23 protein-coding genes are annotated in these 23,803 nt (G+C 72.7%); 13 read left to right on the top strand and 10 right to left on the bottom strand.

Annotated features, from left to right (window positions below; all coding sequences use genetic code 11):
- Nucleotide 1: 1 nt before the first annotated feature.
- Genes ACFWZH_RS26710 through ACFWZH_RS26720 form a run of 3 tightly spaced genes read right to left on the bottom strand, consistent with a single transcriptional unit; the run spans nt 2 to nt 3,449 of the window.
- Nucleotides 2-1,498, bottom strand: coding sequence for a class I adenylate-forming enzyme family protein (locus ACFWZH_RS26710; RefSeq protein ID WP_384436226.1), 1,497 nt, complete (start codon nt 1,496-1,498; stop codon nt 2-4).
- The gene (locus ACFWZH_RS26715) at nt 1,495-2,388 is read right to left on the bottom strand and encodes a holo-ACP synthase (RefSeq protein WP_384436229.1); all 894 of its coding nucleotides are present in this window, start codon (nt 2,386-2,388) and stop codon (nt 1,495-1,497) included. The genes ACFWZH_RS26710 and ACFWZH_RS26715 overlap by 4 nt, the downstream gene beginning before the upstream one ends.
- The gene (locus ACFWZH_RS26720) at nt 2,382-3,449 is read right to left on the bottom strand and encodes a ketoacyl-ACP synthase III family protein (protein WP_384436232.1); all 1,068 of its coding nucleotides are present in this window, start codon (nt 3,447-3,449) and stop codon (nt 2,382-2,384) included. The genes ACFWZH_RS26715 and ACFWZH_RS26720 overlap by 7 nt, the downstream gene beginning before the upstream one ends.
- A gap of 275 nt (nt 3,450-3,724) precedes the next feature.
- Between ACFWZH_RS26720 and ACFWZH_RS26725 the strand changes: the two genes are divergently transcribed.
- From ACFWZH_RS26725 to fabG, 3 genes are read left to right on the top strand one after another with little or no spacing between them, the layout of a single operon-like run.
- Nucleotides 3,725-4,162, top strand: coding sequence for a nuclear transport factor 2 family protein (locus ACFWZH_RS26725; protein ID WP_384436235.1), 438 nt, complete (start codon nt 3,725-3,727; stop codon nt 4,160-4,162).
- A complete protein-coding gene (locus ACFWZH_RS26730) occupies nt 4,159-4,641 on the top strand; it encodes an ester cyclase (RefSeq protein WP_384436238.1) in 483 nt (160 codons plus the stop codon). Before ACFWZH_RS26725 ends, ACFWZH_RS26730 begins: the two co-directional genes overlap by 4 nt.
- Nucleotides 4,642-4,688: 47 nt before the next feature.
- Nucleotides 4,689-5,429, top strand: coding sequence for a 3-oxoacyl-[acyl-carrier-protein] reductase (fabG, locus tag ACFWZH_RS26735; protein WP_384436241.1), 741 nt, complete (start codon nt 4,689-4,691; stop codon nt 5,427-5,429).
- 295 nt (nt 5,430-5,724) lie between these two features.
- Here the strand turns inward: fabG and ACFWZH_RS26740 are convergent, their stop codons facing one another.
- The 6 genes from ACFWZH_RS26740 to ACFWZH_RS26765 all read right to left on the bottom strand — a co-directional run bounded on the left by ACFWZH_RS26740 (nt 5,725) and on the right by ACFWZH_RS26765 (nt 11,223).
- Nucleotides 5,725-6,324 carry an RNA polymerase sigma factor gene (locus ACFWZH_RS26740; protein ID WP_384436243.1) on the bottom strand — a complete coding sequence of 200 codons (600 nt, stop codon included), beginning with the start codon at nt 6,322-6,324 and terminating at the stop codon, nt 5,725-5,727.
- Nucleotides 6,325-6,407: 83 nt separating this feature from the next.
- Complete coding sequence (locus ACFWZH_RS26745; protein ID WP_384436245.1) at nt 6,408-7,583, bottom strand: beta-ketoacyl synthase N-terminal-like domain-containing protein; 1,176 nt, start codon at nt 7,581-7,583, stop codon at nt 6,408-6,410.
- Nucleotides 7,580-8,812, bottom strand: coding sequence for a beta-ketoacyl-[acyl-carrier-protein] synthase family protein (locus tag ACFWZH_RS26750; protein WP_384436248.1), 1,233 nt, complete (start codon nt 8,810-8,812; stop codon nt 7,580-7,582). Before ACFWZH_RS26750 ends, ACFWZH_RS26745 begins: the two co-directional genes overlap by 4 nt.
- Entirely contained in the window at nt 8,809-9,081 is a 273-nt protein-coding gene (locus ACFWZH_RS26755; RefSeq protein WP_384436251.1) for an acyl carrier protein, read from the bottom strand. Before ACFWZH_RS26755 ends, ACFWZH_RS26750 begins: the two co-directional genes overlap by 4 nt.
- 34 nt (nt 9,082-9,115) lie before the next feature.
- On the bottom strand, nt 9,116-10,363 hold the full coding sequence (locus ACFWZH_RS26760; protein ID WP_384436254.1) for an NAD(P)/FAD-dependent oxidoreductase: 1,248 nt from the start codon (nt 10,361-10,363) through the stop codon (nt 9,116-9,118).
- The gene (locus ACFWZH_RS26765) at nt 10,360-11,223 is read right to left on the bottom strand and encodes an alpha/beta fold hydrolase (protein ID WP_384436257.1); all 864 of its coding nucleotides are present in this window, start codon (nt 11,221-11,223) and stop codon (nt 10,360-10,362) included. Before ACFWZH_RS26765 ends, ACFWZH_RS26760 begins: the two co-directional genes overlap by 4 nt.
- 630 nt (nt 11,224-11,853) lie before the next feature.
- Between ACFWZH_RS26765 and ACFWZH_RS26770 the strand changes: the two genes are divergently transcribed.
- The 9 genes from ACFWZH_RS26770 to lpdA all read left to right on the top strand — a co-directional run bounded on the left by ACFWZH_RS26770 (nt 11,854) and on the right by lpdA (nt 21,536).
- Nucleotides 11,854-13,056, top strand: coding sequence for a macrolide family glycosyltransferase (locus ACFWZH_RS26770; RefSeq protein WP_384436260.1), 1,203 nt, complete (start codon nt 11,854-11,856; stop codon nt 13,054-13,056).
- 46 nt (nt 13,057-13,102) lie between these two features.
- Nucleotides 13,103-14,101 (top strand): NAD-dependent epimerase/dehydratase family protein, encoded by a 999-nt coding sequence (locus tag ACFWZH_RS26775; RefSeq protein WP_384436263.1) that lies wholly within the window; start codon nt 13,103-13,105, stop codon nt 14,099-14,101.
- 14 nt (nt 14,102-14,115) lie between these two features.
- Entirely contained in the window at nt 14,116-15,069 is a 954-nt protein-coding gene (locus tag ACFWZH_RS26780) for a 3-oxoacyl-ACP synthase III family protein (RefSeq protein ID WP_384436265.1), read from the top strand.
- Nucleotides 15,070-15,072: 3 nt separating this feature from the next.
- Complete coding sequence (locus ACFWZH_RS26785; protein WP_384436268.1) at nt 15,073-16,344, top strand: type III PLP-dependent enzyme; 1,272 nt, start codon at nt 15,073-15,075, stop codon at nt 16,342-16,344.
- Nucleotides 16,345-16,423: 79 nt separating this feature from the next.
- The gene (locus ACFWZH_RS26790) at nt 16,424-16,675 is read left to right on the top strand and encodes an acyl carrier protein (protein ID WP_384436271.1); all 252 of its coding nucleotides are present in this window, start codon (nt 16,424-16,426) and stop codon (nt 16,673-16,675) included.
- Nucleotides 16,675-17,514, top strand: a complete 840-nt coding sequence (locus tag ACFWZH_RS26795) for a hypothetical protein (RefSeq protein ID WP_384436274.1) — start codon at nt 16,675-16,677, stop codon at nt 17,512-17,514. Before ACFWZH_RS26790 ends, ACFWZH_RS26795 begins: the two co-directional genes overlap by 1 nt.
- 4 nt (nt 17,515-17,518) lie before the next feature.
- A complete protein-coding gene (locus ACFWZH_RS26800; protein WP_384436277.1) occupies nt 17,519-18,799 on the top strand; it encodes an MFS transporter in 1,281 nt (426 codons plus the stop codon).
- Nucleotides 18,800-18,841: 42 nt separating this feature from the next.
- On the top strand, nt 18,842-20,074 hold the full coding sequence (locus tag ACFWZH_RS26805) for an MFS transporter (RefSeq protein WP_384436280.1): 1,233 nt from the start codon (nt 18,842-18,844) through the stop codon (nt 20,072-20,074).
- 58 nt (nt 20,075-20,132) lie between these two features.
- Nucleotides 20,133-21,536: a dihydrolipoyl dehydrogenase gene (lpdA, locus tag ACFWZH_RS26810; RefSeq protein ID WP_384436283.1), complete on the top strand. Its 1,404-nt coding sequence runs from the start codon at nt 20,133-20,135 to the stop codon at nt 21,534-21,536.
- A 129-nt stretch (nt 21,537-21,665) separates the two neighbouring features.
- Here the strand turns inward: lpdA and ACFWZH_RS26815 are convergent, their stop codons facing one another.
- Complete coding sequence (locus ACFWZH_RS26815) at nt 21,666-22,439, bottom strand: NAD-dependent deacetylase (RefSeq protein ID WP_384436286.1); 774 nt, start codon at nt 22,437-22,439, stop codon at nt 21,666-21,668.
- A gap of 183 nt (nt 22,440-22,622) precedes the next feature.
- Between ACFWZH_RS26815 and ACFWZH_RS26820 the strand changes: the two genes are divergently transcribed.
- Nucleotides 22,623-23,803 (top strand): gamma-glutamyltransferase (locus tag ACFWZH_RS26820; protein ID WP_384436289.1); only part of this gene is annotated, 1,181 nt, incomplete at its 3' end.

A 23,803-nucleotide genomic window follows, 5' to 3' on the forward strand; every position in this document is an offset into this window, starting at 1 on the left:
CCTACCTCTCCGCCAGGGCCCTGAGGCGGGCGCGGTCGACCTTGCCGTTGCCGTTGAGCGGCAGCTTCGGCAGCAGCACGCAGCGGCGCGGGACCTTGAACGGTTCGATCTGCTGCCGCATCCGCTGCAGCACCTCCTCCTTGGACAGGTCGGTGACGGCGGCGAGCACGGAGGGGCGGCCGTCCGCCGGTGGCAGTACGGCGGCGGCCGTGACCTCCGGTATGCGCAGGGCGGCGGCCTCCACCTCGGTGCAGCTGACGCGGAAGCCCCGCTCCTTGTAGAGGTCGTCGCGGCGTCCGGAGAAGTAGAGGTAGCCGTCCGCGTCGAGGTGTCCGTAGTCACCGGTCCGCAGTTCGGGGAAGAGCCCCTCGCGCCGCCAGAAGCGCTGGGCGGTCAGTTCCGGGCGGCGCCAGTAGCCGGCCATGACGTGCGGGCCGCGGACGGCGATCTGTCCGATGTCGCCCGGCGGGAGTTCCGCGCCCTGGTCGTCGAGGATGACGATCTCCGTGCCGCGCAGCGCCCGGCCGCAGGAGCCGGGCCGCTTCAGGTCGCCGTCCGGCTCCATGATCGCCGCGCGTTTGCACTCGGTCAGCCCGTACATGACCTGGATGCGCAGCGCGGGCAGGCGCTCGCGCAGCTCGGCCATGGTGCGGGCGGGCAGGTCCGCGCCGGTGTTCGTCAGCAGCCGCAACCTGGGCAGCGGCGTACCCGGGGCGCGTTTGGCCAGCCAGGCCAGGGTGCCGGAGACGGACGGGACGCCGGCCAGCACCGTGGCGCCGCTGCGCTGGAGGCTGCGCAGCAGCGGCGGGCCGGCCTCGGCGGTGGTCGCCAGCCGTAGCGTCGCGCCGCTGAGGGCGGCCAGGAAGAGCTGGTAGAGGCCGTAGTCGAAGGACAGCGGCAGCGGGCAGTAGACGATGTCGTCGGAGCGCAGGTGCAGTTCGGCCTGGATGGCCCGCAGGGCGAACAGCATCTGCTGGTGCGTGCCGACCACGGCCTTGGGCAGCGAGGTGGTACCGGACGTGTAGATCAGGCAGGCCGGGTCGGTGGTGAGGGTGCCCGGGTCCGGCAGTTCGTCGGGGGCGTCGCCGGACCGCAGCTCCGCCGCGCGCAGGCTCGGCACGTTCCGCTCGTGCGCGGTCCGTTGCGCCGCCTCGTCGTCGGTGACCAGGAGGGTGGCCTCGGCGTCGTCGAGGACGTGGACGAGCGGCGCGCCGCGTACGTCCTCGTGGAGCACGCTGAAGACCGCGCCCAGGCGGGAGGCGGCGTACACCGCGGCGGCCACCGCATGCCCGTCCTCGGCGGAGACCAGGACCCGCGAGCCCCGCCGTACGCCGTGGGCGCACAGGACGCGCGCGGCCGAGGTGCTGGCCGTGGCCAGTTCCCGGTAGGTGAGGGTGGTCTCCTGCCAGACGACGGCGGGCGCGTCGGGGTGGCCGAGGGCGGCGGCGTCGAGGATGTCGTGGAGGTGGACCGGTGTGCGGGGCGGTGCCGGTGTCATCGCCGCTGCTCCTTCCGGGACGAGGCCGCACCCATCGGCACGACGGTGGTGGCGGTCGCCCGGCAGACGAGCTCGGGTACCGCGAGCAGTTGGGCGGCGCTGGCCCGGTCGGCTCCGCCGGCGGCTATCACCCGGTGCGCCTCCAGGGCGACGACGCGGCGCAGCCGGGTCCGCCGGACCAGGCGCGCGGTCGCCTCCAGGTAGTCGCCCGGGTGGACGGGGGCGGTGAAGCGGACGTCGGAGTACTGCGACAGCAGCCCTTCGTCGCCGTCCGTCCGCACGGTGATCTCGGTGAGCAGATCACCGAAGAGCTGCATGATCCGGGCGCCGTCGACCAGGCCGCCGCCGTAGTGGGCGTCGTGCGGGGCCATGCGCACCCGCAGGAACGCGGTGACGGGGTCCTCTTCGGCGGACGTCCGGGCCGGGGGGACCTCGGGGCTGGTGGACTGCGGTGACATGCCCTCTTCCTTTTGCGGGTGGGGGACGGCCCGTCGGGTCGCGGGGGGTGGGGGAGGGGGGTGCTGGGTCGCCACGGCGGTGGCCACGACGAGTTCGTCCTTGTGGGCGATGGAGACCCTCATTTCCTGGAGGCGGAGCCGGGCGGCGATCCGCGCGGCCGCGCCGGACAGGTGGGCCGAGGGCGCGCCGTCCGTGGAGCGCCGTACGGTGACGTGGTGGGGGCGCACTCCGGAGCCGAAGCCGACGCCCAGGGCCTTCACCACCGCTTCCTTGGCCGCGAACCGGCCGGCGAGGAACTCCCGGGCCCGGGTGGGGCCGCAGGCCGCCGCGTGGTCGAGCTCTTCCGCGGCGAAGGCGTAGGCCCGGAACCAGGGGCGTCGCAGCAGCCGGTCCAGTTCCCCGATCCGCAGCACATCGACGCCGGTCAGCACGGTGCCGCTCCGTCCCCGGCGGAGCCGTCCGGTCCGGTGCCGCGGCCCACCACGGTGCACGACCAGGTGAATCCGCCCCCGCCGGACAGCAGCAGCGCCACCTCCCCGGCGGCCACGAGCGCTTCGCTGTGCACCACCGCGAGGTTGGCGAGGATGTCGCCGCTGCCCAGGTGCCCGGTGCGGGCGCCCGGCCGGTGCACGGTGGCGTGTGGCAACTGCCGCTCCAGAGCGGGCAGATAGGTGCGTTCCAGCGTCGCCGGTCCGAGCCGGGGGAGCAGCACATGCCGCACCCGGCGGTCGCCCGGCGCCAGGCCCGCCTGGGCGAGGGCGGAGGCGACCAGGGCGCCGATGGCGACCGGCGCCAGTTCGGCGAACCGGGCCATGCCGCCCGCCGCGGCGAACGCCTTCTTCGTCCGCCGGACGTCGACCGGACGGCTGTGCTCCATGGGCGCCGGGCTGAAGGCATCGTCCCCGCGGTACATGCTCTCCATGTCGGGGGCGGCGCGGACGGTCTGGGCCAGCAGCCGCAGGCCGCGGCCGGAACGGGAGAGCACGGCGGCCGTGGCACCGTCCCCGTAGGCGACGTGCGAGTCGCTGGTCCAGCGGTCGAAGCCGGGCCGCTGGAAGCGGTCGCCGGTGGTCACCAGCGCGGCCCTGGCCGAGGGGTCGGCGCACAGGTGCAGGGCGGCTTCGTGCAGGGCCATGGCGCCGCCGTGACACATCTGCGCGATGCCGACCGGTACCGCGTTGACCGCGCCCACCCCGTCGGCCACGTAGTGGGCCGGCGACCAGAAGTCGTGCCCTTGGTGGTAGGTCCAGCTGTGGAACAGCACATCGACGTCCGTGGGCGCCACTCCGGCCTGCCGCAGGGCCCGCCGTCCGGCCAGTACGGCCATCTCGGGTGCCGCGTGCTCGACGGCGACCGGCACCTCCACCACTCCGGACTGCGCCGACTCCGCCGGGCTCAGCACGCCGTCGGACACCTGGGACGCGGCGGACTGCCGGGTGGTGGGCAGCCAGCAGACGGCCGTATCGATCGTCACGTTCTCGCCGAACCGCATGAGTGGGCTCCTGTGCTCCGGTCGTCCGCGGAGGGCGGCTTCGCCATTCGGGGATTCGCTGCGTCACTTACGCCACAACAGACCCGACAGGCCCATCGGTGGATACACCCTGCCCGTACCTTCCGGTGCGCGAGATGACTTCGGGCCCGCGGTTCGCCGTTTCTCCCGCGGTGGTTTTCCGGATGTATCCGGGTGACCGCCCGGCGGCTCTGTGTCAGAGGAAGCCGTCGGCGGGCTCTTTCGGCCCGTCGCTAAACAAGGGAAAGGACCGTCGAATGGCGCGCACAGCTGCCGAAGTGTGGGAAATCTGGCTGGAAATGTGGAACGAGGACCCAAAGGCCGCACTCAAGATTGTGGGCGACGACTTCCGCGTCCATCTGCCCTCCAAAGCGGCGGTCTTCGACACCTCCGGTATTCGTGACGGAGCGGCGCTGTCCGAATGGGTGGCCGGATTCCGGTCCAAGTTCGCGAGCCTGCGCTACGAGACGGACTTCGGTCCCGTACAGGACGGCGAACTGGCCGTCTGGCGCTGGTACGGCACCGCGGAGTGCCTCGGCCGCACGGGCTGGCCCTCCGACGTGCCCGGCGGGACCATCCACTGGTCCGGGGTGGACATCCTCCGGATCGTCGACGGCCGGGTCACCGAGGCCTGGACGCAGGGTGTGGAGACCGACGAGGTGCCCAGCAACGCCACGCACCGGGAGCAGCGGTGAACGCACGCGACACCGCGCGAGTGCCGCGGGCCGCCGCCGACCTCTGGGAGCAGTGGCTGGGCATCTGGAACGGCCACTACGACAACGCCGCACGCATCGTCGCCGACAAGGTGACGCTGCACCTGCCCCGTTACGGGATGCCGGACCCCGCCGGCATCCCGGACCGTGCGCGGCTGGTCGCCTGGATCGACGCCTTCCGGTCCTCGTACGAGCGGGCCCGGTTCCGCACCGTGCTGGGGCCGTTCACCGACGACGGCCACGTCATCGGCCGCTGGCGGTTCACTGGCGACTGGCGGTCGGGGCGGCCCGAGGGCGCGACGGCCGCGCCCGGCACCCCCGTGGAGCAGCAGGGCGTCGACATCCTGCGCCTCGACGCGGCGGGACGGATCGCCGAGTACTGGCTCTCCGACGATCTGCTGGACGTCTATGTGCAGCTCGGGGCACCGCTGCCGGCGCACCGGACGGCGCCGGCCGAGTGAGGGCACCGGCCGCGCAGGACAACCGCACATGTGCTGAGGAGGGAACCATGCCGGACAACCGGCGCCCCGTCGCCCTGGTCACCGGTGGTACGCGCGGCATCGGCCGGGCCGTTGCCCGCCGGCTCGCCGCGGACGGGTACGACATCGCCTTCTGCGGTCGCGGCGAATCCGCCGGCAGGACCGCGGAGTCGCTGGCCGAACACGGCGCCGCCCACTTCTACCAGGCGTGCGACGTGGCGGACGGCGACGAGGTCGGGCGCTTCGTGAAGCGGGTCGCACGGGAGCTGGGCCCGATCGACGTACTGGTGAACTCGGCCGGCGTCGTCCGGGACCGGAACCTGGTCATGATGCCGTTCGAGGACTGGACCGAGGTCATCGACACGAACCTGACCGGCACCTTCCATTTCTGCCGGGCGGTGGGATTCCAGATGGTGCGGCGCCGCACGGGGGCGATCGTCAATATGTCGTCGGTGTCCGGTGTGCACGGCCACGCCGGGCAGGCAAATTACGCGGCGTCGAAAGGCGGCGTCAACGCCCTCAGCCGTTCGCTCGCCAAGGAACTGGCCCGGTACGGCGTCCGGGTCAATGCCGTGGCGCCCGGATTCATCGAGAGCGATATGACGGACGGACTCACCGAGCAGGCGAAAGAGCGCGCACTGGCCGGTATTCCGATGGAGCGATTCGGAACCACCGAGGAGGTCGCCGACCTGACCGCGTTTCTGGTATCGGACCGGGCCGCCTACATCACGGGACAGGTCCTGCAGATTGACGGCGGCATAAGTTTGTGAGGCCAACGGATCCGGGCGCGCCGGAGGAGTCCGACGACAGGGACGCCTACGGATGCGAAGACGAAGCGTGCGAGCCGGCGGACGAGGTGCCGGAGTACCTGGTCGAGCGCGTCGCGCGCTGGCCGATATCCGACCGGTAGCCGGCGTCGGGGGCCTCCTCCGCCCGCCGCCCCGGCACCACGAGAGCGGGCCGCGCCTTCGGCCACCTGTGCGTACACGGCGGTGGGTGGCCGAAGACGCGGCCCGGTGAGCCGGTTGACGGCTCTCGGTGTTCCCGCGCCCGAGGCGGGCCGTTTCACCGCGTGGCGGACTCCGCGGACGCGGCGGCCAGTTGCTTGGCCAGCCGCTGCAGCGCCCGCGCCCGCAGCGGGCCGACCGACCCGCGCGCCACCCCCAGCCGGCGGCTCACCTCGTCGTAGCTGCACTCCTCGTCGGCGCTGAGCATGCCCAGCAGCGCCTGGTCCCGGGCCGAGAGCCGGCCGAGGGCGTCGAGGACCTGGTCCCTGCGCTCGCTGGACAGCACCGCGTTCTCCGGGCCGGAGTCCGGGGCGGTGGGCCGGTCGAAGACCTCCGGCCCGCCCACGGGCACGTAACGCAGCGCGCGTTCACGCTGCTTGAGGCTCTCGCGCTTGGCGCAGGTGGTGAGCCAGGCGGCGAAGCGCTCGGGCGACTGCAGGGTGTGCAGCCCCTGGTAGGCGCGCAGCCAGGTCTGCTGGAAGACCTCTTCGCAGTCCGTCCTGCTCACCCGGTGCGAGCGGGCGACCGCCCACACCAGGGGCGAGAAGCGTCGCACCAGCGTCCCCCAGGCCGCCTGACTCCCCTGCCGGCAGGCCTCGATGAGGTCGGCGGTGGCGAGGGTGGTGGCATCGGACCGCTCCGTCAGCAACGGTGACATGGAATGTCCTTTCACAAGAGGTGGTGGATCGCTGTGGGAGCGGAGCCGCCGCCCGAAGTGCCGTGCTTCGTCGGGACGTCGTCTCACCTCGGATCGACGCGGACCGCGGCGGCCGAGGGACCGCGCACCACGAGGCAGCCGACCGAGCCGTCGTGGCCCAGCGCGGTGATCAGCGCCGCCTCGCCGGGGCGGGCGCCCCGCTGCCGCCAGGTCTCCACCAGCGCGGCGAGCTGGAGGGGGACCGTCGCGCTGAAGGTCTCGCCCACCACCCGCCGGACGTCCACGACCGACGGGAGGCCGGCGGTCCCCAGCGCCTGGCGCAGGGCGCGCAGTTCGAGGCGGTCGGCGCCGACCTGTCCCGTCGCCCCCGGCGCCACGGACCGTACGTCGGCCGGCGCGACCCCGCTGCGGTCCAGCGCCCTGCCGATGCACCGGGCCAGGGCCGCGGTGCGGCGCCCGCGGGGCGCGAAGCCCACTTCGGCGGCGAGCACCCGGGCGAGGACCGGCCGGCCCTCGGCGCGGGCCCGCTCCTCCGGCTCGACGACCAGGGCGGCGGCGCCCTCCCCCAGCGGGAAGTCCGGCCGCAGCGCGCCCGAGCGCTGCCAGCCCCAGCCGCTCTGCGCGCTGAGCTCTTCGGCGGCGGCCACCAGGAGGCATGCGGCCTGCCCCTGCCGGATGGCGTTGCGTGCGTAGCGCAGCGCCTGGATGCCGGCGAGCGCCCCGCCGGCGACGGTGGCGTTCACGCCGTGCAGTCCGTTGCGGATGGCGACCTGCCCGGCGGCGCAGTTCATCACGGTGTTGGGGAAGAGGCTGGGGTTGACCAGGTAGGGGCGGTCGGCCTGGAGGGTCCGCAGCGAGTACTCGCCGGAGCTGCGCACCGAACCGGTCGCCGTGCCCATCACCACGCCCGCACCCGGGCCGATCCTCCCGGGGTACGACGCCAGCGCCATGTCGCACGCCACCAGGGCGAGCCGGGTCGTACGGTCCAGGTTGCGCAGGCCCTTGCGGCCGAGCAGCTCGTCGAACGGCAGCGGGGGGACGGCCCGCACGGGCCGCGGCGGCAGGGTCTCCCCGCCGAGGTCCGGAAGGTCCTCGGCGGTGGTGGCGCCGGCGCTGTGGGTCCCGGCGAGGACGGCGGTCAGCGCGGCGCTGCCGACTCCGGCCGGTGACAAGGCCGCGGCGGAGGTCACGGCCAGCGTGGTCGGTGCCGCGGGGAGGTCGTCGGTGGCCGGCGGGAGTCGGGCGGTGTCGGTGCTCATGCTGCCTTCCCCAGGATGACGATGGCGTTGTTGCCGCCGAAGGCGAAACCGTGGTTCTGGACCACCTGAGGTGCGGCCCGGCGCGCCGTACCCGGTACCGGGTCGACGCCGGGACCCAGCTCCGGGTCCACTCGTCCGACGTTGGCCGTCGGCGGCAGGAAGCCGTCGTACAGGGCCCGGCAGCAGATCAGCGCCCCGAAGCCGCTGGCCGCCCCCATGGTGTGGCCGATCATCGACTTGATCGAGCTGATCGGCGGCATGGCGGACCCGAACACCTCGCGCACCGCGGCGACTTCGGTGGCGTCGTTGGTGCGGGTGCCGGTGCCGTGGGCGCAGATGTAGTCGATCTGCCCGGGGGTGACACCGGCGTTGTGGTGCGCCTGGCGTATGCAGCGGGCGATGGTGGCGGCGTTGGGGTGCACCATGTGGTCGGCGTCGCAGTTGAGGCCGTGGCCGAGGACTTCGGCGTAGATCCGGGCTCCGCGTGCGACCGCTCGTTCGTACGGCTCCACGAGCAGGGCGACGCCGCCCTCGGCGGTGAGGATGCCGGCCCGTTCGGCGTCGAAGGGGCGGCAGACCTCCTCGGCGAGGGCGCCGAGCCGGTAGAACCCGGCGTGCGCCCAGCGGTTCACCGAGTCCGCGCCGCCGGCGAACATGTAGTCGGCCTCGCCCTGCGCGACCATGTCACAGGCGTAGCCGAGCGCGTAGTTGCTGGCCGAGCAGGCGGTGGCGAGGGTCAACGCCTCGCCCTCCAGGCCGAGTTCGGTGTTGACGGCGGCGGCGATCCGGCCCGCCGGAACCGCCTGGACCACGGCCGGGGCCAGGGACTTCAGCCCGTCGCCGTGCCACTGGGCGACCAGTTGCTCGACGGCGGCCGACTCGCCGCTGGTGGTGCCCATGACGGAGCCCGCCCGGGCACCGGCCAGCTCGTCGGGACCCAGGCCCGCGTCGAGTGCCGCCAGCCGGGCCGCGGAGGCGGCGAACTGGCTGCTGCGGCCCCACCGCTCGGGATCGACACGCGACAGCCACTCCCGCGGCCGGAAGCCGGTGACCTCGCCGGCGTTGCGGTGGGGGAAGCCTCCGGCGTCGAAGCCGGTGATCGGGCCGGTGGTGCACCGGCCGGCCCGGATGGCCGCGGTGAAGTCGTCGGCGCCGATACCGGCACTGCTCACGGCCCCCAGTCCGGTGACGACCACGCGCCGGCCCGGCCGGGTCGCGGTCCCGGTCACCGACCCGCACCCCTCTGGTTGCGGGCGAAGACGTCCCGTACACCGGTGAGGTTGACCATCTCCGGGAGCTGGTCCTGCGGGATCTCGACGTCGAGGTCCTGTTCGATGCGCGCGAGGATCTCGATGGCCAGCAGGGAGTCGGCCTCGTGGTCGTTGACGAAGTGGCTGGTCTCCGTCAGCTCCTCGGGCTCCAGCTCCAGGACGTCGATGACGATCTCGCGGAGCTGCCGGGCCTGCTCTTCGGTCACGGCGGGGTGGGACGGGGTCATGGTTGCTCCTCGGGGTTCGGGGGATGCGGCGGGTTCACGCGCTGCGGTGTCGCAGGTTCACGGCGGCGGCCCGGCCGAGGGCCGTGGGACTGAGGAAGCGCGCCGGGCCGATCAGCCGGGACGCGAAGAGGTGCATATGGCGGGCCATCGACGCGTCCCGGGCGGCGGCGGAGAACATCAGCCGTTCGAAGGGGTTGAAGGGGCGGGCCTTGGCGTAGTCGGCGGCGAGGAACTGGTGGCCGCGCAGCTGCCGCCGGTGGCGCCGGCGGTAGGTGTCGAGCGCCAGGTCCATGGCTGCGCGGCTGCCCGAGACGGCGGCCGCGCGGGCGGAGGTGGCCAGCCACTGCGCCGACTGGAGCGCCCATCCGCAGCCGACCCCCCACAGTGGGTCGCCGGTCAGGGCCGCGTCACCGATCAGGGCGACACCCGGTGCGGTCACCTGCCGGCTGACAAGCGGGTAGTTGGTGGTGCCGACGATCTTCGAGACGCGTTCGGCGGCGCTCAGATCGGGGGCCTCGGGCAGCCGGCCGACGAAGTCGAGGAAGCTGCCTTCGAGGTCCGCCCGGAAGGCGGGCAGCCGCTTCTTGTCGGGGATGATCGCGATGACGGTGATCCCGTCGTCGTTCGGCATCGCATAGGCGACGTCCGGGTCGAGGAACCAGCAGTGCGACTCCTCGCGCGCCATCCGCACACCGCGGAAGTGCGCGAAGTAGCTGAACCGGTCGTTCCGGTGGGCTCGTTCGCGTACCCCGGCGAGCCTGGCGACGGTGGAGTCCTTCCCGTCGGCTCCCACCACGAGGCGCGCCCGGATCTCCTGCTCGCCCTCGGCGGAGCTGGTGCGCACGCCCGCGGCGCGGGATCCGTCGCGCAGCAGCGCGGTGACGGTGTGCCCCGAGAGGAGGTCGACCCCGGGCCGGTCGGCGGCGTAGGAGCGCAGCAGCGGGTCGAGCGTGCTGCGCCGCACGTTGTAGCCGTGCGCCAGCGGTACGCCGTCCCGGCCGGGGCGCGGCTCGATCCAGCCCCAACGGGTGTACCAGCGCGGCTGGTTGGCGAGGGCACCGGCCTCGCGCAGCAGGGGGGAGACGCCCAGGTCGTCGAGCACCTGGTAGGCGCACGGCTGGAGGTAGTGCGTGCACAGGACCTTGTGCGCCTCGGGCGAGGAGCGCCGTTCGAGCAGGGCCACCCGCGCGCCGGCCCGGGCCAGGAGGACCGCGGCGGTGCACCCCGCGATGCTGGCACCGCTGATGGCTACGTCGTATTCCCTTACCTGTGGGGAGGTCACGCTGTCCTCATCTCCTCGGCTGAGTGGGGAAGTCGGAGCATCGGAAGGAAGTCGGTGAGCTGTCGGGCCACCTGGGCCGGCTGCTCGGTCTGGCAGAAGTGGCCGAGGTCCGGGGCCCGGTGGACGGTGACGTCGCGGGCCCGGCCGCGCAGCACTTCGAGGTCGCCGCCCGGCGCGGCGGTGTCACCCAGTCCGCTGACCACGAGCAGGGGCGCCGTGATCTTCTCCACCGGCAGGTCGGGCAGCCGGGCCAGTTCCAGATAGAACTGCAGGAAGCCCTCCGGCTCGACGCGCTCCAGGACCTTGCCGGCCATGATGCGCAGCAGCTCGCCGTGCACCGTGCGGCCCCGGGTGTGGAGTTGGACCCGCAGGCCCTCGGTGATGGTGCGCCGGAAGCGGGTCCTGGCCTCGGCGAAGAACTCGGGGGTCAGCGACGGATCGCCGACCCGCCACACGGGCGCCACCAAGGCGGCCGGGACGGCGCCGTAGGGGTGGGTGGGGTGGCGGGCGAGCAGTTGGAGCAGGGCGCAGGCGCCGAAGGAGTGCGCGACGACGAGGTCCGGGGGCCGGTCCAGGGCGTCGAACCCACGCGACAGCCAGGTGGCGGCGTCCCCGTGGCGTGGCCAGGTGTGCGCGGAGCCGGCCCGCCAGGGCAGCGAGAGCGCGGACGCCCGTACCGTCCGCGGAAGGTGCTCCAGCAGCGGTTTCCAGCTGTCCCAGCGCTCCTCGAATCCGTGGACGAGCACCACATGGGGCGCCGGCGCCGCCCCGGCGTCGGGGTCCTCCCGCCGCCCCCACACCGCCAGTTCCGTGCCGTCGACGTGGCCGGTGCGCTCCTGCCGCCATCGTCCGGCGGTCACCGCGCGGTGCATCACGACGAGCGGAGCGCGGCCCGGGGGGACGCCCCGCCGGTTCTCTTCGGGGCGGCTGCCGCGGCACGGTGCAATGGACTACGCGCGGCCTGCCGCGCGCTTTCCACAGGAAATTGGCAAAGCATTCTGCAGCTGGAATACATAATCCCCACAAAACCCTTCCCCGTATGCGGTCGACCCGAATAACCGAGGCCCCGCGCCGCGAGGAAAGCGAGCGCATGTGGATGGCTTCAAACGCGTCCGTGAGTTCGCAGAATGAATCCCCCGAGGCGAATGCAGCTTCACAAGGCGGCGCTGCACTGTCAAGGTGAGGAAACCCATAGTTCAGGTTGCTGCCATTCGGTGGCCCAGCGGGTTTACCGGCGGATCGGGAGTCGCCCCAGGCGGCGCCGGGCCGCCTGGTGCCGCTGGCCCCACCCGCACCGACCGCCGGAAAGAATCGGCTCTCCGGGTGTATCCAAAGGCGCTTGTGAATGCACTGTAGGGACGCAGGCTCTTCCCTCACCGATTTTCCCGCGAAGAGCTCTGGGTGCCAAAGGAAGGCCGTGGCATCCACTGTTCTCCACGATTCACGAAGACCTACCGCACAGTAACGACGAGTTCGCGAGGAGCCCGCAATTGACTTCGAAGTCGCACATCGCCTTCACGAATATCGGATTGCACGGCCATGTGCTCCCGACGCTGCCCGTCGCCCGTGAACTCGTCTCCCGGGGCCACCGGGTGAGCTACGCGGTGCCGGAGCGGTTCGCCCCCCTGGTCGAGGCGACCGGGGCCCGCCCGGTCCCCTACCGCTCGGCCTGGCGCGCCGACGACGACGCGACGAAGTCGCTGACCGGATTCACCGCGATCGTCTCCGCCATGCTGGACGAGGCCGAGTCCGCGCTGCCCCAGCTCGTCCGGGCCTTCGACGCCGACCGCCCGGACGCGCTCGTCTACGACGTCTTCGCGTACGGCGCACGCGTCCTCGGCCTGCGCTGGGACATCCCCACCCTCAACTTCTGGCCGTTCGCCGTCCCCTACCAGGGCAAGGACAACGGCATCGCGGCGGTGTACCGCGGCCTGCTCGACGACCCGGCCGCCCACCGCCTGCGGGACCGCTTCTCCCGGTGGCTGGCCGGCAACGGCGTCGACATGACGGTGGCGGACTTCGGGCTCGTTCCCGAGCAGGGCATCGCCTCGATCACCCGGACCCTGCAACCGCACGCCGACAAGGTCGACGCCTCCCGCTTCTCCTTCGTCGGACCGTGCTTCGGGCCGCGCGGCGGCACCGCGGCCTGGACCCCGCCCGCCGCCCGGCGCACCGTGCTCGTCTCCCTCGGCTCGACGTTCACCAACCGGCCGGACCTCTACCGGCGGCTGGTGGCCGCGTTCGCCGGCTCCGACTGGCATCTCGTGCTCCAGACCGGCAAGTTCGTCGCCGCCGAGGCGCTCGGCCCGCTCCCGGACAACGTGGAAGTCCACGAGTGGCTGCCCCAGCTCGACGTCCTCGCCCACACCGACGCCTTCATCACCCACGCCGGGATGGGCGGCACCGTCGAAGCGCTCAGCCACGGCGTGCCGATGCTCACCCTCCCGCAGGGCGCCGACCAGTTCTTCATCTCCGACCGGCTCGTCGAACTCGGCGTCGCCAGGCGCCTGCACGAGGACGAACTGACCGGGGGCACCGTCCGTACGGCACTGGAGGAGTTGCTCGCCCGCCCCGGACTCACCACCCGGCTGCACCGGCTGCGCGAGGAGATCCGCGCCTCCGGCGGCGCACCGGCCGCGGCCGACCTCGTCGAGCGGCGACTGCGCCGGGGGCCGCGGCACCCGCAGACCTGACCTCGCCCGGCCACACCTGGCCCCTCTCCTGATGAACGGGGAAGACGTGACACTCAACATCGCGATCATCGGTGCCGCGGGATTCGTCGGCACGAACCTCGCACTCGCCGCCGAACAGCGCGGTCACCGCCTCACTCTCGTCGACGTCGGCGACCGCCTGGGGCGCCTGGACGCCGCCGGCCTCCTGGAGCGCGCCGACTGCCACTTCCTGGACCTGTCGCGGCCCGGCGCCCGGATACCCGACTGCGACGTCATGATCAGCCTCGCGGCCCTGCCGCAGGTGGACTTCTCGCTCCACCACCCGGAGCGCACCTTCACCAACAACATCGGCATCATGTCCGCCGTCCTGGAAGCGGCCCGGCTGCGCCGGATCCCGCTGCTCTTCGCCTCCTCCATCGAGGTGTACGGAGGCAACGACGGCGACCTGCTGACCGAGTCCAGCGCACTGCGGCCGCTGTCCCCCTACGCCGCCTCGAAGATCGCCTGCGAGAGCCTCACCGAGTCCTACCAGCACGTCTACGACACCGTGTCGACGACCGTGCGGCTGACCAACCTCTACGGACCGTGGCAGGCCCCGGACCGGATCATCCCCCGTATCACCGCCCAGGCCCTGCTCGGCATCGAGTCGGAGGCCGTCACCGGCCGCCTGCGGGACTTCCTCGCCGTCCAGGACGCCGTGGGCGTACTGCTCGACCTCGCCGAGAACGGGCCCTGGGGCGAGACGTTCAACCTCGCCGCCGGCCGTCACACCCCGCTGGAGGAGGCGGCGGAGGCGGTGATCGGCACCGCGGGCCGCGGCTCGTTCGTGACCCGGGACGTGCCCCAGGCCGACGGCCGCGGCAGCTCCCTGGTGGCCACCTCCGCCCACCTGACCGAGGCCACCGGGTGGAAGCCCACCACGGACCTGTGGGACGGGGTGGGCCTGACGACGGACTGGTACCGCGACCACCGCGCGTGGTGGGCGCCCTTCGAGGCCCAGGTGCGCGCCGACCGGAGCGGCCCGGACTTCCTCCTCGACCACGCCTTCCCGTTCTGGGCCAACTGACGAGGACACCCCACATGACGAACTCCCTCGTCACACTGGAAGACGTTGCCGCGCACACACCGCAGCGCACGGTGACGGTCCAGGACCTGGCGGAACCCCTCGGGCTCAACCCGTCGAAGGTGCGCCTGTTCACCACCATGCAGGGGCTCAAGGAGCTGCGCCAGGACCCCGAGGTCGACCTCTTCCAACTGGTGCTGCCCGCGGCCCGCCGGGTCCTCGACGCCCTGCCGTCGAAGGAACGGGTGAAGTACCTGCTCTTCGGCCACGCCACCCAGCAGATCGCCCCGCACGGCATCTGCCCCGCGCGGGTCCTGCGCAAGGAACTCGGGCTGGGCCACGCCGTCGCCTTCGCCGTCACCCAGCAGAACTGCGCCACCGGCATGGCCGCCATCGACATCGCCGGAGAGCTGCTCCGGTCGGACGGCGACCCGGACGCCAGGGCCCTGGTGGTCACCGGCGAGAAGTCCTTCACCCCCGGTGTGCAACTCGTCCCGGACACCGCGCTGATGGGGGAGGCCGCGGCGGCCTGCCTGGTGGCCGTCGACGGCCCCGGCGACCCCGTCCGCTCGTATGTGACGCGGACTCTGGGCGCGTACGCCAACGGTGTCCGCCTCGGCAAGGAGAAGGCCGCCGAGCTGGGGCAGATCTACCCCGACCGGTTCGCGGACGTGATGCGCAAGGCCGTCGCCGACGCGGGCCTGACGCTCGACGACATCGACCTGCTGATCCCGCACAACGTCAACATGATGTCCTGGCGCCAGACGATCAAGGCGATGGGCTTCCCCCGGGAGCGGACCTACCTCGACAACATCCCCCGGTTCAGCCACTGCTTCGCCTCCGACGTGCTGCTGAACTACACCACCCTCAAGGCAGCGGGGCGCCTGGTGCCCGGCAGGCACTACCTCATGGCCTCCGTCGGTGTCGGCACCACCTTCGCCGCGATGGTCTTCACCCACCGGGGGAGCTGACGGATGCCGGACACACCAGCGACGGTGCAGGGCATCGCCGTCACGGACCTGGCCGAGGAGTTCGGCACCCCCTTCTTCCTCTACGACGCCGACGTCCTCGAACGCGACTACCTTCAGGTCCGCCGACTGCTCCACCCCGGAGTGGACCTGTTCTTCTCCCTCAAGGCCAACCCCAACGTCAGCGTGTGCGCCGTGCTCGGCGCGCTGGGCTCCGGCGCCGAGGTCTCCTCGCTGGCCGAACTCAGGACCGCGCTGTGGGCCGGCATCGCGCCGCAGGACGTGATCTTCCTCGGGCCCGGCAAGACCCCGCGCGAGATCGAGGCCTGTGTACGCACCGATCTGCGTGCCGTCGTCTGCGAGTCGCCCGCGGAACTGGAGCGGCTGGAGCGGGCGGCACGGGACGCGGGCCGCACCGACGTGCCGGTGCTGCTGCGCCTCAACCCGGACTTCACCACCAAGGGTTCGGGACTGTCGATGGGCGGCAAGCCCCGCCAGTTCGGCATGGACGCAGGCCTGCTGCGCGCCCAGCGCCACCGGCTGCCGGAGCTGCGGCACCTGCGGATACGCGGCTTCCACGCCTATATGGGGACCCGCTTCCTGCGGCACGAGGACATCGTCCACAACACCCGGGAGATCCTGCGGCTGGCGGCGGAACTCGCCGCCGAACTGGACCTGCCCTGCGAGATCGTCGACATCGGCGGCGGATTCGGGGTGGCCTACTTCGACAACGAGACCGACCTGGACCTGCCGGCCCTCGCAGCCGACGCCGACGACGTCATCGGCGGCTTCCTCCAGGCACACCCCGGCTCCCGGGTGATCTGCGAACTGGGCCGCTACCTCACCGCGCGGTGCGGCACCTACGTCAGCCGGGTCCTGGACGTCAAGGAGTCGATGGGCACCCGCTTCGCCGTCACGGACGGCGGCACCCACCACCACATGGCCGCCGTCGGCGTGGGCAGCTTCGTCAAACGCAACTTCCCCCTGCGCGCCCTGACCCGGCCCGCCGGGAGCGGCGAGCGGCCCTACACGGTCACCGGTCCGCTGTGCACACCGAACGACGTGCTCGGCAAGAACGTCCTCCTTCCCCCGCTCGCACCCGGCGACCTGCTCGGGGTCGAGCGGTCCGGGGCCTACGGTCCCACCGCCTCCCCCGGTCTGTTCCTCAGCCACGGATTCCCCGCCGAGGTCATGGTCCGCGCCGGCCGCGCCCATCTGGTGCGGGTCCGCGACACGGTGGAGGACCTGCTGAGCCGGCAACGGCTCATCCCCGTGTGACACCGGCCGCCGGGCCGGCCCGAGCGAGCCGCCCGGCCGGTCGAGAAACCCGCCCACCACCGAGAACGCAGGAGATGTGATGGACCGCCAGCAGATGGTCGGCACCATTCAGTCCGCCCTCAGCGGCGTCCTGGAGCGTGACGTGCCCGGAGTGTCGGAGGAGACGAGGTTCTTCGACGACCTCCACCTGGACTCCACGTCGATCCTGGAGTTGCTGATGGCCCTTGAGGAGGAGGTCGGCTTCACCGTCGACCCCGAGGAGATCGACATGGACGACTTCGTGTCCGTGGCGACCTTCATCGACTACCTGGAAAGGGTGCAGACCACGTGATGCCCGGCCTGGAAGGAGCCGCGGCCGTCCTCGACCCACCGGCCCGGCAGTACGAGGAGAACCCGCACAGCCAGGCGTTCTACCGCGATCTGTACGCCTCGTTCGGCCGGACCGCCGACCTGGACCGGTTCGCCGCCGGACCGCAGCACACCCACCGGCACCTGACCGACCTGCTGGCCGGCCACCCGTCGCTGCGCGGGCGCTCGGCGGACCTCGTCGTCGTCGCACACGCGCTGCCCGACTCCCAGCCGTACGGGGTGACCGCCTCCTACGCGGGGCTGCTCTTCGGCGACGACTCCCACGGGTTCGCCGTCTCCGAGCAGGGGTCGGCCGCGCCCTTCACCGCGCTGCGCATCCTGTCCGGCTTCTGGCGCAGCGGGCGCACCCGGCGGCCCGTCCTGCTGGTACTGGAGCAGACCACGCTTCCGGTGCACGACCCCGCCGTGCACGGCGAGCGCCCCCTCGTGGACTCCGGGGCCCTGCTGGCCTTCGGCGGCGAAGGGCGCCTGGGCCTGCGGGACGCCGCGGACGTCCGCCTGGAGTTGCCCCGCGAGGAGCTGGCGGCCCGGCTCAACGCCCTGGTCGACCAGGACCCCCGCGGAACGCTGGTGGTGCTGGGCCCCTCGGCGGCCCGGCGCCTCGGCCCGGCCCTCCGCGGGCGCAACCGCCACGAGGCGGCGCCCGGCACCTACGCCACCGGCGTCTGGGTGGCGCTCGCCGACAACTGGCTTGACTGGCAGACCCGTTACCGCCGCATCGCGCTGTGTGATCTCGAACTCACCACGGATCAGGGGTGCATGGCCGTCCTATACGGTGATCCCGATGCGTCGGGGGGTTGAGGGAGTGACCGCTGGGGAAGCCGCGAGCGCACCGCCGCGGACCCCGCCCGCCCGAGACGCCCGCCTCCCGGAGCGCACGGCCGGCCCCCTGCTCGTCGGACTCTTCGCCGCGGCCTACTGCGGCGTGTACATCGCGCTGGTCACGCCCGTCACCGTCACGCTCGCGGTCAAGGCCCAGCAGATCGCGCCGCACGACAAACAGGCGGTGCTCTCGCTGGCCCTGGGGACCGGGTCCGTGCTGGCGATCCTGGGCAATCCGCTGTTCGGCAGGCTGAGCGACCGGACCACCTCGCGGTTCGGGATGCGCCGGCCCTGGCTGGTGGGCGGGCTCGCCGGCGGGCTGGCGGGCCTGCTCGTCTGCGCGACGACCCGGGACGTCGCCACCCTGGTGGCCGGCTGGTGCCTGACCCAACTCGGGTTCAACGCGGTGCTCGCGGCGCTGATCGCCGTACTGCCCGACCAGATACCCGAACACCGGCGCGGCGCCGTCTCCGGCGTCCTGGGGCTGTGCCTGTCGGTCGCCCTGGTGGTCGGCAGCTTCCTGGCGCAGGCCGTCTCCTCGTCGGTGGTGCTGATGTTCATGGTGCCGGCCGGGGTGGGCGCGCTGACGGTGCTCGCCCTGGTCGCCGTACTGCGCGACCGCCGCCTCACCGAGCGCCCGCCCTTCGGCGTGCGGGAGCTGGCGCGGAGCTACTGGGTCGACCCCCGGCGCCACCCCGACTTCGGGTGGGCCTGGCTGAGCCGCTGCCTGATGTTCATGGGGACGTCCGTGCTCAGCGCCTACAAGACGTTCTACCTCTCCGACCATCTGGGATACCCCGCCGCGCAGGTGCCGCGGCTGGTGTTCTGGGCCCTGCTCACCCAGACCGCCGTCACCGTGGTCAGCAGCCAGCTCAGCGGCTGGCTCTCCGACCGGCGCAAGCGGCGCAAGCCCTTCGTGGTGGGGGCGGCGGTGCTCTACGGGCTCGGTCTGCTGGTGATCTCACTGGCCGACTCCTTCGCGCTGTTCCTCCTGGGCATGGCCATCACCGGCATCGGCTTCGGAACCTACCTCTCCGTCGACCTCGCGCTGGTCACCGACGTCCTGCCGAGCCGCGCCACGGCAGGCCGGGACCTGGGCGTCTTCAACATCGCCACCGCGCTGCCGCAGTCCCTGGCCCCCACGCTCGCGCCCGCCGTCCTGGCCGTCGGCGGCGGCGAGAACTATGCCCTGCTGTTCCTGCTCGCCGCCCTGTGCGCGGTGGCGGGAGCGGCAGCACTTCAGCCCGTGCGAGCGGTCCGGTGAAAGGTCCGCCGCGCGGGTCGCACCTGATCCCAAGGAGTACACGTGACAACCTCTCCCCCCACCACGGCGCAAGGGGCACCCGCCGACGCGAGGCGCTTTCCCCTGTGGCTGGTGTGCCTGTGCGTGGCGTCCTTCACCGCCGGCACGGACAACTTCGTCATCGCCGGAGTGCTGAAGGACATCGCCCGGGGCCTTTCCGTCTCGGAAGCCGTGGCGGGGCAGCTGATCACCGTCTTCTCGCTCACCTACGCGTTATCGGCGCCCTTCGTGGCCCTGCGGACCGCGCGCTACCCCCGGCGGCGGGTGCTGATCACGGCGCTGGTGGTCTTCGCGGCGGCGAACGTGGGAGCCGCCCTCGCCCCCACCTACGGCGTGCTGGTGGTCTTCCGCATCCTCACCGCCCTGGCCGGCGCGTCGATCATGCCCGCGGCGTTCTCCACCGCCGCCGCACTCGCGCCCAAGGGGGCGGTGGGCCGCTATCTGGGCTCCGTCACCTTCGGGCAGTCCGTCGCCCTGGTCGTCGGCGTCCCGGTCGGCACCGCGATCGCCGGCGCCTTCGGCTGGCGCGCCACGATGATCTTCGTGGGCGCCCTGGCACTGGTGGTGATCGCCGGAGTCGCGGCCTTCCTGCCCGCGCTGCCCGGCGTTCCGGCCATCCCGCTGCGCCGCCGACTGGCCCCGCTGGGGCACCGCCCGGTGCTGCTGGGCCTGGTGGGCACCGTCGTCGGCGCCACCGGTAACTTCATGACCTTCAGCTACATCGCGGTCATCGCCGACGACCTCGGCCGCTCCGGCCCCGGCCAACTGGCCTTCCTGGTCTCCCTCATGGGCATCGCCAGCGCCTGTGGCGCCCTGATCGGCGGGCGCGCCGCCGACTCCTGGGGAGCCGGCCGCACCATCGTGCTCGCCCTGTCCCTCCAGGTCTCCTCGACCCTGCTGCTCGCGGCCTTCGGCTGGGCCTGGCCGGGCGGCGTCTCCGTCGTCGCGGTGGCCCTGCTGCTGGCCGGCTGGGGCATCTTCGGCGGCGCGCTCAACCCGCCCCTGCAGACCCGGCTGCTGTCGCTCGCGGGCGACGCCGGCAACGAGGTGGTGGCGCTCAACAGCAGCTGCCTGTTCCTGGGCATCTCGCTCAGCGGCGGGCTGGGCGGACTGGTCCTGGCCGGCCTCGGACCGGTCGCGGTGCTCGCCGCCGCCGGCGCGGTGGGAGCCGTATCCGTCCTGATCCTGTCGTGGTCGATCTACGGGGACAAGGCGGCGAGGAGCCAGAATGCCTGAGAGGTCCTCAGGTCAGCACCCCGGCGCCCCGGCAGGGGTGGGAAACAAGGAGTTGTCGATGGTTGACCACTATGACGTCGTCGTGCTGGGCGCCGGTCCCGGGGGTTATGTCGCGGCCATCCGGGCGGCCCAGCTGGGACTGCGCGTCGCCGTCGTCGAGGAGAAGTACTGGGGAGGCGTCTGCCTCAACGTCGGGTGCATCCCCACCAAGGCCCTGCTGCGCAACGCCGAGTTGGCCCACCTCTTCACCCACGAGGCCGAGACGTTCGGGATCAGGGCCGACGGCGAGGTGCGCTTCGACTACGGCGAGGCCTTCCGGCGCAGCCGCCGGGTGGCCGACGGCCGCGTCAAGGGCGTGCACTACCTCATGAAGAAGAACAAGATTACCGAATACGACGGCCGCGGCACCTTCGTGGACGCCACCAGCCTCCAGGTGGCCCATGCCGACGGGACCACCAGCACCGTCGGCTTCGACCACTGCATCATCGCCACCGGCGCCACCCCTCGTATGCTGCCCGGCACCGGCCGCACCGACCGGGTGGTCTCCTACCAGGAGCAGATCCTCGACGAAACGCTTCCGGAGAGCATCGTGATCGTCGGCGCCGGTGCGATCGGCGTCGAATTCGCCTACGTCCTGCACAACTACGGCGTACGGGTCACCCTCGTGGAGTTCCTCGACCGCATCGCCCCCCTGGAGGACGAGGAGGTCTCGGCCGAACTGGCCCGCCAGTACCGCAAGCTCGGCATCGGGGTCATGGCCGCCACCCGCGTCGAATCCATCGACGACTCCGGGCCCCGGGTCCAGGTGCACGTCCGCACGAAGGACGGCGCACAGCAGACCCTGGAGGCCGGCAAGGTGCTGGTGGCCATCGGCTTCCAGCCGAACGTCACCGGCTACGGCCTGGAGAACACCGGCGTCCGGCTCACCGACGGCGGTGCCGTCGCGGTGGACGAACGGTGCCGCACCTCCGTACCGGGCATCTACGCCATCGGCGACGTCACCGCCAAGCTCATGCTCGCGCACGCGGCGGAGGCCATGGGGGTGGTGGCGGCGGAGACCATCGCCGGTGCGGAGACCATGGAACTGGACTTCCCCATGATTCCCCGCGCCACCTACTGCCAGCCGCAGATCGCCAGCTTCGGCTGGACGGAGGCGCAGGCCCGGGAGAAGGGCTTCGACGTGCGGGTCGCGAAGTTCCCCTTCGCCGCCAACGGGAAGGCCCATGGCCTGGGCGACACCACCGGCTTCGTGAAGATCCTCAGCGACGCCGAGCACGGCGAACTCCTCGGCGCGCACATGGTCGGCCCCGACGTCACCGAGCTGCTGCCGGAACTGACCCTGGCCCAGCAGTGGGACCTCACCGTGCACGAGGTCGCCCGCAACGTCCACGCCCACCCCACGCTGTCCGAAGCGGTCAAGGAAGCGGTGCACGGCCTGGCCGGACACATGATCAACTTCTAGGGCGGGTCCGCCCCGGCGCCGGTCCGGTGGATCAGGACCTCCAGGAACCGGGCCGCCGGCGACGGCACACGGCGGGGCGCCGGGGGCGGGAGCGCGCCCGCCCCGGCCTCCGCCGCGCCCCGCCCTGCCTCAGGTGCTCCCCGCCAGCCCCGCCAGCAGCCGGGGCAGCGCGCTGCCGATCGGCTCGCGGATCACCTCGGCGGCCAGCTCGTCGTACGGCGTCGGTTCGGCGTTGACGATGATCAGCCGCGCGCCGTGCTCGGCGGCCACCCCGGCGAGCGAGGCGGCCGGCTGCACCTGGAGCGTGGTGCCGACCGCGAGGAAGAACTCGGCGGCCTTGGCCACGCCCAGCGCCGTACCGAGCACCTGCGGATCGAGCCGCTCGCCGAACATCACCGTCGCCGACTTCAGGATCCCGCCGCACACCAGGCACGGCGGATCGGGCTCGCCGGCGGCCACCCGCGCCAGTGCCCGGCGCATCGACGACCGGGCGTGGCAGCGGGTGCAGACGACGGCCCGCACGGTGCCGTGCAGTTCGAGCACCTTGCGCTCGGGCATCCCCGCGAGCTGATGCAGCCCGTCGACGTTCTGCGTGATCACCCGCACCGGCGTCCCGGACCTCTCCAGCCGGACCACCGCCTCGTGCGCGGCGTTCGGCCTCGCCCGGAAGGCCGGGCTCTCCTGCCGCATCCGCCACGACCGCCGCCGGATCTCCGGGTCGTTCATATACGCGTCGTAGGTGACCAGCTTCTCGGCCTCCGGGTCGCGCCGCCACAGCCCGTTCGGCCCGCGGTAGTCCGGAATCCCGGAGTCCGTGGAGATCCCGGCGCCGCTCAGGATCGCGACGAGGGGGCGGCCGGACGCCGGGACGTGGTGGTCGTGCGACGCATCGGTGCCGGTCATGCAGCGAGCGTACGCAGCCCACCGCCCCGCCGTCCCCTCAAATAACCGCCTGCCCGGTGGGCGACCGCGCACGGGGCATGGGCCGCGGGGGATCGGGGGAGGTGTAGCCCTCCGCGGATCGTCGGGCCACCCCGCGCGCCACAGGGACCCCGGAGGCCACCCCACACGGAACAGGAGCCGCCCGTGTTCACCACCCGCCCCACCCTGCAAGGCACCTTCGGGATGGCCGCCACCACGCACTGGCTGGCGTCCCAGTCCGCGATGGCCGTGCTGGAGGACGGCGGCAACGCCTATGACGCGGCCGTGGCGGCCGGGTTCGTCCTGCACGTGGTGGAGCCGCATCTGAACGGGCCCGCCGGTGAGGTGCCGATCATCCTGGCCCCCGCGGACGGTCCGGTCCAGGTGCTGTGCGGCCAGGGACCGGCGCCGGCCGGGGCGAGCGTGGCGCACTTCAGCTCACTCGGACTCGACCTGGTGCCCGGTACGGGGCCGCTCGCCGCCGCGGTCCCCGGGGCCTTCGACGCCTGGATGCTGCTGCTGCGCGATCACGGCACCAAGACCCTCGCCGAGGTGCTCCGGTACGCCGTCGGATACGCCGAGCACGGCCACCCCGCCGTCGAGCGGATCGGCGAGACCGTCGAGACGGTGCGGGAGCTCTTCGAGACGGAATGGACCTCCTCCGCCGAGCTCTACCTGCCGGGCGGCACCTCCGTCGCCCCGGGCGGGCTGCTCAGGAACCGGCCGCTGGCGGCCACCTGGCGCCGGCTGACCACGGAGGCCGAGGCCGCCGCGGCCGGCCGGGAAGCGCAGATCGACGCCGCCCGCCGCATCTGGCGCGAGGGCTTCGTCGGTGAAGCGCTCGCCGACTTCGCGGCCCGCCCGGCCATGGACACCTCCGGTGAACGGCACGCCGGCACGCTCACCGGAGACGACCTGGCCGCCTACTCCGCCACCTACGAGGCGCCCGCCACCTACGAGTGGAACGGATGGACCGTCGCCAAGGCCGGCGGCTGGTCCCAAGGCCCCGCATTCCTACAGCAACTCGCCCTGCTGCCGAAGGAGTTGCCCCCGTACGGCAGCCCCGCATACGTGCATCTGCTCATCGAGGGCGGCAAGCTGGCGATGGCGGACCGGGAGGCCTGGTACGGGGACGCCGCGCAGGTGCCGCTCGACGCCCTGCTCAGCGACGGGTACAACGCCGCGCGGCGGACGCTGATCGGCGAGCACGCCTCGTTCGAGCTGCGCCCCGGCAGCCCCGACGGGCGTGCTCCGCGGCTGGGCGGGCACGCGGCGGCGGTCGCGGCCGGCGCGGCCGTGGGCGACGCGCGGGCCGGCGCCGGGAGCGGCGCGGGCGAGCCCACCGT

The sequence above is a fragment of the Streptomyces sp. NPDC059008 genome, assembly GCF_042749045.1.
Classification (GTDB): Bacteria; Actinomycetota; Actinomycetes; order Streptomycetales; family Streptomycetaceae; genus Streptomyces.